Source organism: Variovorax paradoxus (assembly GCF_030815855.1).
Classification (GTDB): Bacteria; Pseudomonadota; Gammaproteobacteria; order Burkholderiales; family Burkholderiaceae_C; genus Variovorax; species Variovorax paradoxus_M.
Window position 1 is genome coordinate 1,251,469 of sequence record NZ_JAUSXG010000001.1, and the last position, 16,360, is coordinate 1,267,828.

General features: G+C 67.5%; 13 protein-coding genes. 6 read left to right on the forward strand and 7 right to left on the reverse strand.

Features of this window, described 5'->3' with window-relative positions; translation table 11 throughout:
• The first annotated feature begins 93 nt into the window (after nt 1-93).
• From QFZ42_RS05875 to QFZ42_RS05895, 5 genes are read left to right on the forward strand one after another with little or no spacing between them, the layout of a single operon-like run.
• The gene (locus tag QFZ42_RS05875) at nt 94-864 is read left to right on the forward strand and encodes an ABC transporter ATP-binding protein (protein ID WP_307700055.1); all 771 of its coding nucleotides are present in this window, start codon (nt 94-96) and stop codon (nt 862-864) included.
• Nucleotide 865: 1 nt separating this feature from the next.
• Nucleotides 866-1,573, forward strand: coding sequence for an ABC transporter ATP-binding protein (locus QFZ42_RS05880; RefSeq protein WP_307700056.1), 708 nt, complete (start codon nt 866-868; stop codon nt 1,571-1,573).
• A gap of 57 nt (nt 1,574-1,630) precedes the next feature.
• Nucleotides 1,631-2,827 carry an ABC transporter substrate-binding protein gene (locus QFZ42_RS05885; protein WP_307700057.1) on the forward strand — a complete coding sequence of 399 codons (1,197 nt, stop codon included), beginning with the start codon at nt 1,631-1,633 and terminating at the stop codon, nt 2,825-2,827.
• Nucleotides 2,828-2,874: 47 nt separating this feature from the next.
• Complete coding sequence (locus tag QFZ42_RS05890) at nt 2,875-3,750, forward strand: branched-chain amino acid ABC transporter permease (protein ID WP_307700058.1); 876 nt, start codon at nt 2,875-2,877, stop codon at nt 3,748-3,750.
• A 5-nt stretch (nt 3,751-3,755) separates the two neighbouring features.
• Nucleotides 3,756-4,739 (forward strand): branched-chain amino acid ABC transporter permease, encoded by a 984-nt coding sequence (locus QFZ42_RS05895; RefSeq protein ID WP_307700059.1) that lies wholly within the window; start codon nt 3,756-3,758, stop codon nt 4,737-4,739.
• Between the two features lie 58 nt (nt 4,740-4,797).
• On the opposite strand, the gene QFZ42_RS05900 is transcribed toward QFZ42_RS05895, so the two are convergent.
• From QFZ42_RS05900 to QFZ42_RS05915, 4 genes are all read right to left on the reverse strand, one after another.
• A complete protein-coding gene (locus tag QFZ42_RS05900; RefSeq protein ID WP_307700060.1) occupies nt 4,798-6,633 on the reverse strand; it encodes a bifunctional metallophosphatase/5'-nucleotidase in 1,836 nt (611 codons plus the stop codon).
• Nucleotides 6,634-6,717: 84 nt separating this feature from the next.
• A complete protein-coding gene (locus QFZ42_RS05905) occupies nt 6,718-7,173 on the reverse strand; it encodes a hypothetical protein (RefSeq protein ID WP_307700061.1) in 456 nt (151 codons plus the stop codon).
• 93 nt (nt 7,174-7,266) lie between these two features.
• Nucleotides 7,267-8,337 (reverse strand): lipocalin-like domain-containing protein, encoded by a 1,071-nt coding sequence (locus tag QFZ42_RS05910; protein WP_307700062.1) that lies wholly within the window; start codon nt 8,335-8,337, stop codon nt 7,267-7,269.
• Nucleotides 8,337-9,413, reverse strand: a complete 1,077-nt coding sequence (locus tag QFZ42_RS05915) for a PLP-dependent cysteine synthase family protein (RefSeq protein WP_307700063.1) — start codon at nt 9,411-9,413, stop codon at nt 8,337-8,339. The genes QFZ42_RS05910 and QFZ42_RS05915 overlap by 1 nt, the downstream gene beginning before the upstream one ends.
• Before the next feature lie 99 nt (nt 9,414-9,512).
• Here QFZ42_RS05915 and QFZ42_RS05920 point away from each other — a divergent pair, with 99 nt between their 5' ends.
• Complete coding sequence (locus QFZ42_RS05920; protein WP_307700064.1) at nt 9,513-12,053, forward strand: penicillin acylase family protein; 2,541 nt, start codon at nt 9,513-9,515, stop codon at nt 12,051-12,053.
• A 4-nt stretch (nt 12,054-12,057) separates the two neighbouring features.
• Here QFZ42_RS05920 and QFZ42_RS05925 read toward each other — a convergent pair whose 3' ends face one another.
• The 3 genes from QFZ42_RS05925 to QFZ42_RS05935 form a co-directional block, all read right to left on the reverse strand.
• Nucleotides 12,058-14,658, reverse strand: a complete 2,601-nt coding sequence (locus QFZ42_RS05925) for an FtsX-like permease family protein (protein WP_307700065.1) — start codon at nt 14,656-14,658, stop codon at nt 12,058-12,060.
• Between the two features lie 72 nt (nt 14,659-14,730).
• A complete protein-coding gene (locus QFZ42_RS05930) occupies nt 14,731-15,966 on the reverse strand; it encodes an RNA polymerase sigma factor (RefSeq protein WP_307700066.1) in 1,236 nt (411 codons plus the stop codon).
• A complete protein-coding gene (locus QFZ42_RS05935) occupies nt 15,963-16,334 on the reverse strand; it encodes a YciI family protein (RefSeq protein WP_307700067.1) in 372 nt (123 codons plus the stop codon). The genes QFZ42_RS05930 and QFZ42_RS05935 overlap by 4 nt, the downstream gene beginning before the upstream one ends.
• Between the last annotated feature and the right edge of the window lie 26 nt (nt 16,335-16,360).

The window sequence follows — 16,360 nt, forward strand, 5'->3', positions numbered from 1 at the left end:
CCCACCAACAATCAGGCCGCGCTCGACAGTGGCGCATTGAGAGATGGACCGCATGACCGACATATCCTTCCTGAACCCGGGCGGCTTCGCGAGATGAGCGACGTCATCCTCGAAACACGCCAGCTCACCAAGGAATTCAAGGGGTTCACCGCGGTCAGCAAGGTCGATCTCTCGGTCGTGCGCGGCTCGATCCACGCGTTGATCGGCCCGAACGGTGCCGGCAAGACCACCTGCTTCAACCTGCTCACCAAATTCCTCGAACCCACCAGGGGCACGATCCTGTTCAACGGACAGGACATCACGGGCGAGCACCCGGCGCAGATCGCGCGGCGCGGCATCATCCGCTCGTTCCAGATATCGGCGGTGTTCCCGCACCTCACGCTGCTCGAGAACGTGCGCCTCGGCCTGCAGCGCGCGCTCGGCACTTCGTACCATTTCTGGAAGAGCGAGAAGACGCTCAAGCCGCTCGATGCGCGCGCCCGTGAGCTGCTGGCCGAAGTGGGCCTGGCCGACCAGGCCGACGAACTGACCGTGAACCTGCCCTACGGCCACAAGCGCGCGCTCGAAATCGCCACCACGCTGGCCATGGACCCCGAGCTGATGCTGCTCGACGAGCCCACGCAGGGCATGGGCCACGAAGACGTGCATCGCGTGGCCGAGCTCATCAAGCGCGTGTCGGCCGGACGCACCATCCTGATGGTCGAGCACAACATGAGCGTGGTCTCGACCATTGCAGACACCATCACCGTGCTGCAGCGCGGCGCCGTGCTGGCTGAAGGCCCGTATGCCGAAGTCTCGAAGAATCCGCAGGTGATGGAGGCCTACATGGGCACCACCGACGGACAACTGCAAGGCGCACATTGACATGACCGCCGCCCTGGAAATCAAAGGCCTCCACGCCTGGTACGGCGAATCGCACGTGCTGCATGGCGTGGACATGGTGGTGCAGCCCGGCGAAGTGGTGACGCTGCTCGGCCGCAACGGCGCCGGACGCACGAGCACGCTGCGCGCCATCATGGGCTTGACCGGCTCCCGCAAGGGCAGCATCGAGGTCAATGGCACGCAGACCATCGGCATGGCCACGCACCGCATCGCGCACCTGGGCATCGGCTATTGCCCTGAAGAGCGCGGCATCTTCGCCAGCCTCTCCGCCGAGGAAAACCTGCTGCTGCCGCCCGCGCTCAAGGGTGCGGGACCGGGCATGTCGGTGGCCGAAATCTACGAGATGTTTCCCAACCTCGCTGAGCGCCGCAACAGCCCCGGCACGCGGCTTTCCGGCGGCGAGCAGCAGATGCTCGCAGTGGCGCGCATCCTGCGCACCGGCGCCAAGCTGCTGCTGCTCGACGAAATTTCCGAAGGCCTGGCGCCAGTGATCGTGCAGGCGCTCGCCCGAATGATCCACACCCTGCGCAGCAAGGGCTACACCATCGTGATGGTGGAGCAGAACTTCCGCTTCGCCGCGCCGCTGGCCGACCGCTTCTACGTGATGGAGCACGGCCGCATGGTCGAGGCTTTCGGCGCCAAGGAGCTCGACGCCAAGATGCCCGTGCTCAGCGAACTGCTGGGCGTGTAGCCGCCGCCGCGCCAACCTTTTTTCCCGTTGACTCTCTCAACCATCCAGGAGACACACATGCAAACCAAGCTCAAAATCATTGCTCTCATGCTCGGAGCCGCGGGTCTGGCCAGCCATGCCGTGCAGGCGCAGGAGAAGGTCGTCATCGGCTACATCAGCGACCTGTCGGGCCTGTATGCCGACCTCGAAGGCAAGGGCGGTGCAGCCGCCATCCAGATGGCCATCGACGACATGGGCGGCAAGGTGCTCGGCCAGCCGGTGGAAGTGCTGAGCGTCGACCACCAGAACAAGCCCGACATTGCGGCCTCGAAGGCGCGCGAGTGGATCGACACCGCCGGCGCCACCATGATCTTCGCGGGCACCAACTCGGGCGTGGCGCTGGCCACCGCCAAGGTGGCGCAGGAAAAGAAGCGCGTGTTCTTTACCAACGGCGCGGCCACCTCGGCGCTGACCAATGCACAGTGCAGCCCCTACACCGTGCACTACGCCTACGACACCGTCGCGCTTGCCAAGAGCACCGGCGGCGCCGTGGTCGACACGGGCGGCAAGAGCTGGTTCTTCCTGACGGCCGACTACGCCTTCGGCCATGCGCTCGAAGCCGACACCGCCAAGGTCGTCAAGGCCAAGGGCGGCTCGGTGGTGGGCACCGTGCGCGCGCCGCTCAACGCATCGGACTTCTCTTCTTTCCTGCTGCAGGCGCAGAGCTCCAAGGCCCAGGTGCTGGGCCTGGCCAACGCCGGCGGCGACTTCATCAATTCGATGAAGGCATCGAAGGAATTCGGCATCGACAAGTCGATGAAGGTTGCGGGCCTCCTGGTGTTCCTGACCGACGTGAAGAGCCTGGGCCTGCCGGCCACGCAAGGCCTGCTGCACACCACCAGCTGGTACTGGGACGCCGACGACGAGTCGCGCAAGTGGGCCGCGCGCTACGAAGCCAAGACCAAGAACAAGCCGACCGATATCCAGGCGGCGGACTATTCGGCCACCATGGCCTACCTGAAGGCTGTGGAAGCCGTGAAGAGCACCGACGCCGACAAGGTCATGGCGCAGCTCAAGAAGACGCCGATCAACGACTTCTACGCCAAGGGCGTGATTCGCGCCGACGGCCGCATGGTGCACGACATGCTGCTGGCCGAGGTCAAGAAGCCATCCGAATCCAAGGGCCCTTGGGACCTGCTGAAGATCGTCAAGAAGGTGCCCGGCGACCAGGTCTACACGTCCAAGGAAGAGAGCACCTGCGCGCTCTGGAAGTAACGGTTGCCCGCCCCGGTCCTTGACGCTTTTCTGAACCCGTTTCCACGATGAACATCTCTATGCCTGCCCTGTTGAGCCAGCTCCTTCTGGGGCTGGTCAACGGGTCGTTCTACGCGATCCTGAGCCTGGGGCTGGCGGTGATCTTCGGGCTGCTCAACGTCATCAACTTCGCGCACGGCGCGCTGTTCATGATGGGGGCGGTGCTGTCGTGGATGGCGATGAATTATTTCAACGTCAACTACTGGGTCATGCTGGCGGTGGCGCCGCTCATCGTCGGCCTGTTCGGCGTGCTGATCGAGCGGCTGCTGCTGCGCTGGATCTACAAGCTCGACCACCTCTACGGCCTGTTGCTCACGCTCGGCCTCACGCTGCTGATCGAAGGCGGCTTCCGCTCGGTGTACGGCGTGTCCGGCCTGGCCTACAGCACGCCCGAGGCACTGAGCGGGGGCACCAACCTGGGCTTCATGTTCCTGCCCAACTACCGCGCCTGGGTGGTGGTGGCGTCGCTGGTCGTGTGCTTTGCCACCTGGTATGCCATCGAGAAGACGCGGCTCGGCGCCTACCTGCGCGCGGGCACCGAGAACCCGCGGCTCGTGGAGGCCTTCGGCGTCAACGTGCCCTTGATGGTGACGATGACCTACGGCTTCGGCGTGGCGCTGGCGGCCTTCGCGGGCGTGCTCGCGGCGCCGGTCATCCAGATCTCGCCGCTGATGGGGCAGAACCTGATCATCATCGTGTTCGCGGTGGTGGTCATCGGCGGCATGGGCTCGATCATGGGCGCCATTATCACAGGCCTGGGGCTCGGCGTGGTCGAGGGGCTCACCAAGGTGTTCTATCCGGAGGCTTCGGCCACCGTGGTGTTCGTGATCATGGTCGTGGTGCTGCTGATCCGCCCCGCCGGTCTGTTCGGCAGCGAAAAATAAAGTCCATGAAGAAAATATCGCTCGTCGTCTACGGGGTGCTGCTGCTGGCGCTCATCGCCGCACCCTTCATCGGCTTTTACCCCGTGTTCGTGATGAAGGTGCTGTGCTTCGCACTGTTCGCCTGCGCCTTCAACCTGCTGCTGGGCTACACCGGCATGCTGTCCTTCGGCCATGCAGCGTTCCTCGGCGGCTCGGCCTATCTCACGGGCCACGCGCTCAAGATTTGGCACCTCACGCCCGAGCTCGGGCTGATCGCAGGCACGCTGGCCGGCGCGCTGCTGGGGCTGGTGTTCGGCTGGCTGGCGATCCGCCGCCAGGGCATCTACTTTTCGATGATCACGCTGGCGCTGGCGCAGATGATGTATTTCGTTGCGCTGCAGGCCAAGTTCACCGGCGGCGAGGACGGCCTGCAGAGCGTGCCACGCGGCAAGCTGTTCGGCCTCATCGACCTGAGCGACGACCTCACGATGTACTACGTTGCGTTGGTCATCGTGGTCGCGGCCTTCCTGCTCATCGCGCGCACCGTGCATTCGCCTTTCGGGCAGGTGCTCAAGGGCATCAAGGAAAACGAGCCGCGCGCCATCTCGCTGGGGTACGACGTCAACCGCTTCAAGCTGCTGGCCTTCGTGATCTCGGCCGCGCTCTCGGGCCTGGCCGGTTCGCTGAAAACGCTGGTGCTCGGCTTCGCTTCGCTGAGCGACGTGCACTGGACCGCATCGGGCCACGTGATCCTCATGACGCTGGTGGGCGGCCTCGGCACGCTCTCGGGTCCTCTGGTGGGCTCGGCCGTGGTGGTGCTGCTGGAGAACAAGGTCGGCGACTTCGGCACCTTCATGGCGCGCCTCACGGGTGTCGACTGGTTCAACACGCTCGGCGAATCGGTGACCATGGTCACGGGCCTGATCTTCGTGATCTGCGTGCTCGCATTCCGCAAGGGCATCATGGGCGAGGTCATCGCTTTCATCGACCGCCGGCGCGGCAAGGTTTGATGAAAGGAAAGAAGGCGGACCATGTCCGCCTTCTTCGCTTCTGGGGCCAGAACCCCGCTCAGGGCACCACGGTAATGCGGTTGGTCGCGGGCGGTGCCAGTGGGCTGTTCGCCTTGATGTAGGCCTCCAGGGCGTCCACGTCCTGGTCGCCGCCCAGGGTGTCCGTGCCCTGGTTGAAGACCGTGAAGTTGTCTCCGCCGGTGGCCAGAAAGCTGTTCATCGTCACGCGGTAGCTCGTGCCGTCGGTCATCGCGGTGCCGTTGAGTGCCAGGTTGCTGATGCGCGAGCCCGCGGGCGCCGAGAGGCTGAAGCTGTAGCTCAGGCTGCGCGAAGGCAGCAGCACCCTCGGCGCGGCGACCGTGTTGGTGCCGCTGTTGAACTGCTGCTCGAGCAGGGCCTTGATCTGCGCGCCGGTCATCGTCTTCACCACCAGGCTGTTGCCAAAGGGCTGCACGCTGAAGATCTGGCCATAGGTCACGCTGCCGTCGTTGGCCGGCACGAGGTCGGCCCGCACGCCGCCCGGGTTCATGAAGGCGATTTGCGCGCCGCCCTTGTTGCTGGGGGTGGTGGCATCGAGCTGCGCATCCGCAATCAGGTTGCCGAGCACGCTTTCCCGGGACGTCGTTTGCGTGCGCGTCGCCGGCCCCGAGAGGGTGCCCACCACCCGCTGCACCAGCGGGGCCGCAACGGAAAGGTATTGGCTGATGAGCGCGGCCACTTCCTGGTTCTTGCCGAACACGGGGTATTGGTCGGTCAGCGCCACCGTATTGGCACCGCTGGTGTAGGCCTCTCCCTGGACGATCACGTTGTCGGCCGACTTGGCCGAGACCTTGCGCGTGCGCGTGTCGATCGTCAGGTTGATGTCGGTCAGCAAGGTGCCGTACTGGCCGGCGCTCGTCAGCAGGAAGGGCTTGGCCGGGTTCGTCTTTGCGTAGTCGCAGATGTACGAGCGGTGCGTGTGGCCCGAGATCACCACGTCCACCGCCGCATCGAGCTTGTTGAGGATCGGCAGGATGTCGCCGCTCAGCCCCGCGCAACTCTTGTCGTTGTAGCCGACGGTGGTCGTGGCGCCTTCGTGCACCACGACGACGATCGCGTCGGCGCCCTCGGCCTTCAATTGCGGAATCAGCGCATTGGCGGTGTCCGCCTCGTCCTTGAAGCTCAGGCCCGCGACGCCGGCCGGCGTCACGATGCTTGGCGTGCCCTTGAGGGTCATGCCGATGAACGCCACCTTCACGGTGGCGCCGTCCTTGGTGAAGGTCTTCATGCCCGTGGCGGGGAAGAGCGTGTGGCCGTCGGCCTTCACGGTGTTGGCCGCCAGGAACCCGAAGTTGGCGCCCGGAAACGCCTTGTTGACCCGGCATGGCTCCAGCGGCGTGTTCTTGGCGCAGCCGCCGTTCTTCATGCGCAGGAGCTCGGTCTGGCCCTTGTCGAACTCATGGTTGCCGACTGCATTGAAGTCGATCTTCATCGCGTTGACGGCCTCGATGGTCGGCTCGTCGAGGAACAGCGCCGACACCAGCGGCGAGGCGCCGATCATGTCGCCGGCAGACACCACGGCGTTGTTCTCGTTCTTGGACTTGAGCGACGCAATCGCTGAAGCAAGGTACGCGGCGCCGCCCGCGGGCACCGGCACCGTGCCGCCGCCGTTGGCCGGGGCGGTGATGGAAAGCCTGGGCGGCTCGAGGTTGCCGTGCAGATCGTTGAAGGCGATGAGCTTCACGTCCACGCTGCTGGGTGTGGCCGGAGCAGGCGGCGGTGCCGCAGGAGCGGGCGCCGGGGCCGGCGGCGGGAGAAACGGAATGAAGCCGTTCGAGTCGTTGCTTCCGCCACAGGCGGACAACGTGGCCAGGACAACCCCCGCCATGGCGAGATGTTTCAGCGATGCAGGCATGGGCCCCTCCTCTTTTTGATGGAATGTAGCGCATGCTGGACAAGGCAGATGACGTCGCCATGACCGCCATCGTGCATCGTGGGCTCAGGACAGGGGAATGAGACGAATGGCTACCTGGGGGCCGAAGGCGCGTTGCAGCAGTTGCCTGGCTTGCGTGCTGCGCTCGTCATCGGGCGACCGCACCGCGAGCCATGCCTCGGTCGCGTGCCGCTGCAGGTGCCATCCCTCTTGCCCCAGGTTGATGAGGCTGCCGAGCGACGCGGCATCCGCGATGGGCGGTGCCGCGGGCGCGATGTCCAGCCAGTCCACCACCTGGTCGGCTTCTCCGCCCAGCCGTGCGGTCGCGCCTTCCACCAGCACGTGCTGCGTGGCCGCATCCCTCACTGCGCCCTGGAGGATGATGCCGTTGCCGTGCCAGCGGATTTCAAGCACTGCGTCCGTCACCGGTGATGCGGGCCGTGTGGCCGCGAACACCCACGCGGCGCCGGCGGCGGCCACAACAACCATCAGCAGCGCGATGACTCGGAGTCTTCTGTTCATTCAAGCCTTGGCGCACGTTCCATCGTGCGATGTCGGAGGCCGAGTTCAGGGCTTCGGCATGACGGCGTGATGACAGAGGCGGGCTGAGTGGCCTCAGAGCCGCAGCGGTGCGGCGTAGCCGGTCATCTCCAGGTAGCCCCGGCCCACGCGTCGGCCTTGCGCATCGAGCAGCTCGCTCACACCTTCCCAGTACACCCCGCCGGTGGAGCCGCGGCTGTCGAGTTCCTGGTCTTCGAGCAGGGCTCGAACCTCGAAGATTCCCGATGGGGTTTGCACGCGCCACCGGGTCGGGTACTTCGCCTGCGTGCGCGGGCTGGTCCACGCGTTCGCGCCCTCGAAGCGCACCTCGCCGTTGCCGAAAACGCGCAGCGCACCCTCGCGCGTGCGAAACGATCCACCGGCCCACAGCGCGCTGCCGTCGCGGCGCCGCAGGTGAAAGGCGGTGAGGGCGCTGCCATCGTCCAGGTTCATGCCGATCCAGTCCCATCCCACGGCATCGGGATGCATCAGCGCCTCGCTCCATTCGTGGTCGAGCCAGGCCGTTCCGTCGACATCGAAGGCCTGGCCCTTGAGGGTGAGCCGGCCCTGCGTCTTGAGTTGCGGCTCGCTGTAGTAGTAGCTGGCCTGTGCTTCTTCGGGGCCCTTGCGCGAGAGCCCGGCCTTGCCTTGCAGCAGCACCGGCTGCGTGGGCACGAAGCGCAGGTCGAGCGTGAATTCGCCCGCCGGAACGCGCGCCGCATAGCTGCCGTTCTTGCGCACCAGCGACCAGTCGCGCAGGCGCACGTCGGTGTCGGCTTCGCTGGCCGACGCAACGCCGAAGCCCGCACGCGCAATGCGCTGGTCATGCATCAGCACGCGGCCTTCGAGGTCAGTGACCGCCGCGTGCGCGAACACGAGGTGCTTGGCCGCGAAGGCCGAGCGCAGGCCCTGGGTCGCCTCGACGCGCGAGCGGAAGAAGGTCACCTGGAAACCGAACTCGCGTCCCGCCGGGGTCTTCGCGTGGCCCGTGATGTACCACCATTCGGTTTGCAGGTCGGGGTGGCTGCCGAAGTCGCGCGGGAACTGCAGGGTGCGCGCGGGCAGCGCCCAGCTTGCAGGCGCTGCGGCCAGCGCCGCAAGCACCAAGCTGCGGCGCGAGAGCTTGCAGAAGGCGGGTGCAGGCATTACTGCGCAACCAGCGCGTCGATGCGTTGCTGCGCCGGACCGATGTCGCCGAACGCGTTCTGCACCCAGCCCGCATCGTGATAGCTCGGCAGGTAGCGCTCGCCCGCATCGCACAGCAGCGAAAGAATGGAGCCCTGCCGGCCGGCCTCGCGCATCTCGCGTGCCACGGCCAGCATGCCGACGAAGTTGGTACCCGTCGAAGGGCCGACCTTGCGCCCCAGCAGCGCCGAGAGCGCATGCATGGCGGCGACAGAATCGAGATTGGGCACTTCGATCATGCGGTCGACCAGCGTGCGGATGAAGCTCGGCTCCACCCGCGGCCGGCCGATGCCTTCGATGCGCGAGCCCGCCGCCGTCAGCGTGGCGTCGCCGGTGCGGTGATAGGCGGAAAACACCGAGCCTTCAGGATCGGGCACGCACACCTGCGTGTCGTGGCAGCGGTAGCGCACATATCGCCCGATGGTGGCGCTGGTGCCGCCGGTGCCCGCGCCCACCACGATCCACGCCGGGACCGGATGCCGCTCGCGCGCCATCTGCTGGAACATGCTCTCGGCGATGTTGTTGTTTCCGCGCCAGTCGGTGGCGCGTTCGGCGTAGGTGAACTGGTCCATGTAGTGGCCGCCGGTCTGCTCGGCGAGAGCGCGCGCTTCTTCGTAGACCTGCGCCGCATGCTCGACGAAGTGGCAGCGCGCACCGTAGAAGGCGATCTGCGCCACCTTCTCGGGCGAGGTGGTGCGCGGCATCACCGCGATGAAGGGCAGGCCGAGCAGCCGCGCGAAGTAGGCCTCGCTCACCGCCGTCGAGCCGCTCGAGGCCTCGACGATGGTCGTGCCTTCGCGCACCCATCCGTTGCACAGCGCGTAGAGAAAGAGCGAACGTGCGAGCCTGTGCTTCAGGCTGCCTGTGGGATGGGTCGACTCGTCCTTCAGGTACAGGTCGATGCCGGCCGCGGCAAGCGAAGGCAGTGGCAGCGGGATCAGGTGCGTGTCGGCGCTGCGCTGGTAGTCGGCTTCAATGCGCCGTATGGCAGAGCCGAGCCAGCCACCGCATGAAATGGGGGAGGGTGTTTGCTGCATGTAGGAGGAAGTCTACAAGTCATCCCTCGCAGTACCCAGCGGATATGCAAATCGGGATACTGTGCGCTGCCAAATTCCACCCGGCAGGAGACACCACGCATGAGAACAAGACACCTGCGCCCCACGTCGCGGCGCTCGTCAGGCCAAAGGCATTCCATTGGCGCCGCAGCGCTCGCGGCCCTCGTGCTCGCGGGTTGCGCATCGGGGCCTTCGGGTGTGCAGACGCCACCGCGCGCGCCCTCGTCCTTTGCCGTGCCCGGCCTCGAGAAGCCCGCCGAGGTGCTGGTCGATCGATGGGGCGTGCCGCATCTTTATGCCGGCACGCTGTACGACGCCTTCGTTGCGCAGGGCTTCATTGCCGCGCGCGACCGGCTCTGGCAGATGGACCTCTGGCGCAAGCGCGGGCTCGGCGAAATGGCCAAGGACTTCGGCCCCGCATGGGTCGAGAGCGACCGCGCCGCGCGCGCCGTGCTTTATCGCGGCGACATGTACCGCGAGTGGCTAGCCTACGGCTCCGATGCCAAGCGCGTGGCCGAAGCGTTTACTGCCGGCGTCAACGCCTACGTGGCCCAGGTGCGCGCGCAGCCGGCGCTGCTGCCGACCGAATTTGCATTGCTGGGCTACCAGCCCGCGATGTGGTCGCCCGAAGACGTGGTGCGCATCCGCCATCACGGCCTCACGCTCAACTTCACTTCCGAGATCGACCGCGCCCGCGCTTTCTGCGCCGGCAGCGAAGGCATCAAGGCCGACTGGCTGCGCCGCGAGCTCGATCCGCCGGTCACGCCGCAAGTGCCGCCTGGCTTCGATCCCTGCACCATTCCGGCGGCTGAATTGCGCGCCGCCTACCTGCGGGCCACCGATTCGCCGCGCTTCACCAAGGAGAACACGCGGCTGGCCGGCGCGGCGGCCGCGTCGGCGGTGCTTCCGCCCGGCAGCGCCGAAGCCATTGCAAGAAGCGCCGAGGAAGAAGAGCGGCAACGGCAGGCCATGCAAGGCGACCCCACGGCCGCCTATGGCAGCAACAACTGGGTCATCGCGCCAAAGCTCACGTCCACCGGAAGGCCCATCCTCGCCAACGACCCGCACCGCGCGCACGGTGCACCGAGCCTGCGCTACATGACGCATCTCAGCGCGCCGGGCATGGATGCCATCGGCGCCGGCGAGCCCTTCCTGCCGGGCCTTTCGATCGGCCACAACGGTACCATCGCATTCGGCCTCACGCGCTTCTACATGGACCAGGAAGACCTGTACGTGTACCAGCTGAACCCCCAGAACCCGAACGAGTACCGCTACCAGGGCCGTTGGGAGCCGATGACGAGCGTGACTGAACGCATTGCGGTGCGCGGCGAGAGCGCGCCGCGCGAGGTGGTCAACACCTTCACCCGCCACGGCCCGGTGCTGCTGTCCGAGCCCGGCAAGCAGCGTGCGTTTGCGTTGCGCGCGGCCTGGCTCGAACCCGGCATGGCGCCGTACTTCGGTTCCATGGACTACATGCGCGCGCAGAACTGGGACCAGTTCCGCGCCGCCATGAACCGCTGGGGCGCCCCGGGCGAGAACCAGGTCTACGCCGACCGCAACGGCAACGTCGGCTGGATGCCGGGCGGCCTGACGCCCATCCGGCCCAACTGGGACGGCTTGATGCCCGTGCCGGGCGACGGCCGCTACGAGTGGTCGGGCTTTCGCAACGGCGACGAATTGCCCTCGGAGTTCAACCCCGCGCGCGGCTACGTGGTGACCGCGAACGAAAACAATATTCCGCCCGATCATCCGGCGGCGAAGAAAGGCATCGGCTACGAGTGGAGCGATGCGGCCCGTGCGCGCCGCCTCAAGGAGTTGTTCGCGGCGAAAGTGGCGGCGGGCTCTCGCTTCACCCTCGAGGACTCGGAGCGCATGCAGAACGACATCGTCGCGACGCCCGCCCAGCGCCTGCTGAAACTCCTGGCCGGCTTGCGCAGCGACGATGCGCAAGCCGCGGCCGGCCTGCGTTTGCTGCAAGGCTGGGACGGCACCATGGACCGCGACAGCGCTGCCGCTGCGCTGTACGAGGTGTGGAGCAGCAAGACATTGCGCGCGGCCGTGCTCAAGGCGGGCGCGGGTGATGCCGCCGCATCGCTGGCGGCACCAGGCGACAACACGCGCGTGGTGCTGCTGCTCGAGAACCCGTCCGGTTGGGTCAACGATGCGCGGCGCGATGCCTTGCTGCTGCAGACGCTGCCGCCTGCGATGCAGGAGCTCACCGCCAAGCTCGGGCCCGACATGGCTGCGTGGAAATGGGGCGCGCTGCATCGCGCGGAATTCCGGCATCCGCTTGCCGATGTGGTTGACGCTGCGACGCGCAAGAAGCTCGACGTGGGCAACTGGCCGATGTCGGGGTCGAGCTTCACGCCGATGGCGGCGACTTATCGCGCGAGCGACTACAGGCTGGCTTCAGGGGCTTCGTTTCGGATGGTGCTGGACGTGGGCAACTGGGATGCCTCGCGAGTGATCAATACGCCGGGGCAGTCGGGCAATCCGGAGAGTCCGAACTATCGGGATCTTGCGCCGCTGTGGCTCGAAGGCAAGTACGTGCCGCTGGTCTATAGCCGCGGGGCCGTGGAAAAGGAGACGGTCGAGCGCATTCAATTGACGCCGGCGCGGTAGGGTTCTACCAATCCTCTTTCACCGCGAGCACCGCGTCCTTGCCCGCCGCGGCCCGTCCCGCCAGCCAGGCGGTGACGGTGCCGGCCACCACCACCGCGCCGCATAGTGCCAGCAGCCTCATCCAAGGCACCAGCAAATCCATGGTCCAGTGAAAGCTCTGCGGATTCACCACCTTCACCAGCACCACCGAAACCGCCAGCCCGAGCACAAGTCCCGCCACCGCACCGATCGCAGTCCATGCCGCGCCTTCACCCGCCACCACCGCCAGCACTTGCCGCCGCGTGAACCCCAGGTGCGCAAGCAGCCCAAACTCCTTGCGCCGCGCCAGCACCTGCGCGCTGAAGCTCGCCGCAATGCCGAACAGCCCAATGGCAATGGCCACTGCCTGCAACCAGTAAGTCACGGCAAAGCTGCGATCGAAGATGCGCAAAGAAATCGCACGAATCTGTCCGACCGACGAAATCTCGATGCTCGAATCGGACGCGGCGCTTCCGCGGCGTGCTGCCAATTCGCGAACAGCAGCCTGCACCGCGCCTTCCGATGCACCGGGCGCGAGCCACAAAGACACGTCGCTCACCTCGCGCTCACCCGTGAGGCGTTCGAAGTCGCGCGCATCGATGGTGATGGCGCCGAACTGCCGCGCATAGTCGCGCCACACGCCAGCCACGAAGAACGCAGCCGGTGCAGCCCCGCTGGTACCCAGCGCATTCGACAGCGGCGCAAACAAGGCGCCCGGTTTGGCGCCATACAGCTCGACCATCGGCTCGCTCACGTAGATGCCGACCTGACCGGCGGGCACCGGCAGCGCGGGCCCCACCAGCGGCAGCGCCTGCGCGGCGCCGCCTTGGAGGCTTCGCGCAATCAGCGTGACGGCGGGCTGGGAAGGGTCGAGCTGCAGCGACCGGGTGCGCAGCGTGCCGGTACGTTCCACGCCGGGCAACTGCGCCAGGGCTTGCACGAATGCCGGTGAAAACGTGGCTGTATCGCTGCTGCTCTGCGTGCCCGAATTGCCGGAGCGGCCGCTCGAGGTGGCGCGCAGATAGAGATCGGCCGGCAGCACCACGTCGAGCCAGCGCGTGACCGAATCGCGAAAACTCGCGACCATGACGGTGAGTGCGACCGCGAGGCTCAGGCTGGCGACCACGCCGCTGACGGCCACGGCCGCCGTGCCGCGCATGCGCCTTGCGCGCTCGATGGCCAGCATCGGCAGCACGCGCTGGGCAAACGCGGGCGCAATGCGGTCGTACAGCAGCGCAATCAGCCAGGGCAATGCGGTGATGCCGCCCACCAGCAGGCAGCCCACCGAAAGATAGGCCGCCACCGGAATGCCGCCCACAGCCGGCAGGTTGGCCAGCCCCGCGCTCGCCGCAATGAGGCCGAGCGCCAGCCAGTGGCTTTTGCTTTGGACAGGGGCGGCGCCCAGGCCCTTGAGCGTTTGCGCCTCTGGCAGCGCCTGCGCCGCGCGCGCGGGCCACCAGCCGCCCACGAGCGCGGCGAGCACGCCGAGTCCGCCGTACAGCAAGGCCGAGCCGCTGCTCCAGTGCAGCGTGGGCGCCACGCCTTCGAAGTACCCGCCGCCCAAGTCGCCGCCGAGCACGCGCAACGCGAAGGCTGCGAGCGCCGTGCCCAGTGCCAGGCCGGCACCGCTTCCTATCAAGCCCAGCACGAACGATTCGACCAGCACCAGGCGCAATCGCTCGCGCGGTGTGAGGCCCAGCACGCCGAGCAGTGCGAACTGCTGCGCACGCTTGGCGACGCTGAGCGCCAGCACCGAGAACACCAGGAAAGCGCCGGTGAAAAGCGCCACCAGCGCCAGCACCGTCAGGTTGACGCGGTAGGCGCGCGAGAGATTGCTGACGCGCTCGGCGGCGTCGCCCGGCTCGGCGAACTGCAAGCCGGCGGGCCAGCCCGGCGACCGCTGCAGCGATGCGATGAAGGCCGCCCGGTCGGTGCCGGGCGCCAGCCTCAGGTCGACGCGGCTGAGCTGGCCGACCTTGTCGAACAGATCCTGCGCGGCTGCAATGTCCATCACCGCGAGCGCGGCGCCGCTTGCGGCGACATGGCCGGCGGCCTCGACCCGCTGCCAGGCGCCGCCCGTGCGCAACTGCACCGTCTCGGCGCGGCCTTCCACAGCTTCGCTCGGCAGACCGAGCACGCTGCGCGCCGCGGCGTTGAGAAAGACATGGCCCGGCGCCAATACCGCGAAGCGGCCGGCGTTCTTGCCGGGTTGCGGCATCAACGCCGGTGCGATGGTGGGCAACGCGAGCGCATCGATGCCGATCACGCGCATCGGCACCTGGCGCTCGCCGGACAGCGCGAGGGCCTGGAACTCGAGCACCGGGCTCGCCAGCGTGACCTGCGGGTGCTGCGCGAGGCGCGCGAACACCGCTTCGTCGAAGCTGCCCTGCACGGCGCGCACTTCGAGGTCCGGTTGGCCGTTGACCGACCTCACGGCGCTGGAGAACTCGTCGAGGGCGGAGGCATTGATCAGCTGCACCGAGAACGCGAGCGCCACGCCCAGCATCACGGCCAGCACGGCTGCGGCATTGCGCCAAGGGTGGTGGCGCAGTTCCTGCCAGGAAAAGGTGGTGAGCAAGGCACGCATGCCGTCATTGTGGCTGGCACGGCGAAGGCCGTGGACCTTCCGCAGCATCGAGCGGCCAGGCGCTGAAAAAACTCAGAGCCGTTCCGACATCCCGTTGAGGTAGGCGCGCACGGCGGCGTTGCTGCTGAGGCCGATGGCGCGGTCGTAGGCCTGGCGTGCCGCCGCGCGTGCGCCGCCGGCTGCAAGCAGGTAGGCGCGGGCGGCCCAGAACGGCTGGTAGCTCGCCACCTCGGCCGCCGCAATGGCCTCCAGCGCGCGCAGGCCGATCTCGGGGCCGCGCGCATTGGCCAGCGCGCAGGCCAGGCTGACCTGGGCACCGATGCTGGGCCGCAAGGCCAGCAGTCCTTCGTAGAGCGACACCAGCACTTCGGGTGGCACGGGCGCGCCGACGCGGCGCTCGCAATGGGCCGACTGGATGGCCGCCTCCAGCTGGTAGGGGCCGAGGGATTTCATGTCCGAAGCCCGCCGCAGGCAGCGTTCGGCCTGCGCAAGCAAGTCGGGATTCCAGCGCAGCGGGTCCTGCTGGTCGAGCGGCACGTAGGCGCCGGTCTCGCTGCGGCGCGCCGCAGCGCGGCTTTCGCAGAAGAGCATCAGCGCGAGCAGGCCCAGCGGCTCGGGCTCATCGGGCATCAGGCTGCACAGGATGCGGCCGAGATCGATGGCCTCGGACGTGAGGCCGCGCGGCAGGGCATCGGCGCCATCGATGTCGTCCCAGCCGGTGCCGTAGGCGGCGTAGACGCCATCCTGTACGTCCTGCAGCCGCTGTGCAAGCTCGCGCGCCTGCGGGTACTCGAAGGGAATGCCCGCGGCGCGAATGCGCGCCTTGGCCCGCACCAGCCGCTGGCCGAGCGTCGAAGGCCCGGTGAGAAAGGCGCCAGCCATGCGGGCCGCGTCGAGTCCGAGCACGGTCTGCAGCATCAGCGGCGCGCGCGCCGCCGCGTCGATGGCGGGATGCGCGCAGACGAACATCAGGCGCAGCCGCTCGTCGGGCACGGCCGCGCCTTCGGTGCCGGCGGCGTCGTCCACTTCGCCGGCCAGCAGCAGCAGGGTCTGTGTCGCGTCGTCCTGCACGCGGCTATGGCGCCAGGCGTCGAGCTTGCGGTGCCGGGCCACGCTCAGCAGCCAGGCGTCGGGCTGCGCGGGAATGCCGTCGGCCGGCCAGCGCTCGAGCGCACGCGCGAAGGCTTCGGCGAGCGCATCTTCCGATGCGGCGATGTCGTGCGTGCGCGCGGACAGAATGGCCAGCAGGCGGCCGTACGATTCGCGCGCCGCCCGTTCGGCGGCCTGGTGAGCCGCCGGGTCGTTCACGGTGTCGCCGCGGCGAGGGCCGTGGCCGTGAAGACCGGCCGCACCTCCACGCCCCCGCTGGCCGCGCAGGGCGCGCGGGCCGCCCATTCGAGCGCGGCATCGAGGTCCGGCACGTCCACCACGAAGTAGCCTCCGAGCTGCTCCTTGGTGTCGGCAAAGGGCCCGTCCTGCACCTGGCGCTTGTCGCCGCGCACGCGCAGCGTGGTGCCGGTCATGGGCGGAAAGAGGCCGTGGCCGCCGAGCGAAATGCCCGACTGGCGCACCGCATCGGCATATGCCATCCAGTTGGCCCGGTAGGCCTGCGAAGAAGCGTCGTCCCGTTGTTCGAATTCGGCCGCGGGCTGATAGAACATCAACATGTACTGCATGGTGTCTCTCCGTTGTGGAAAAGAGG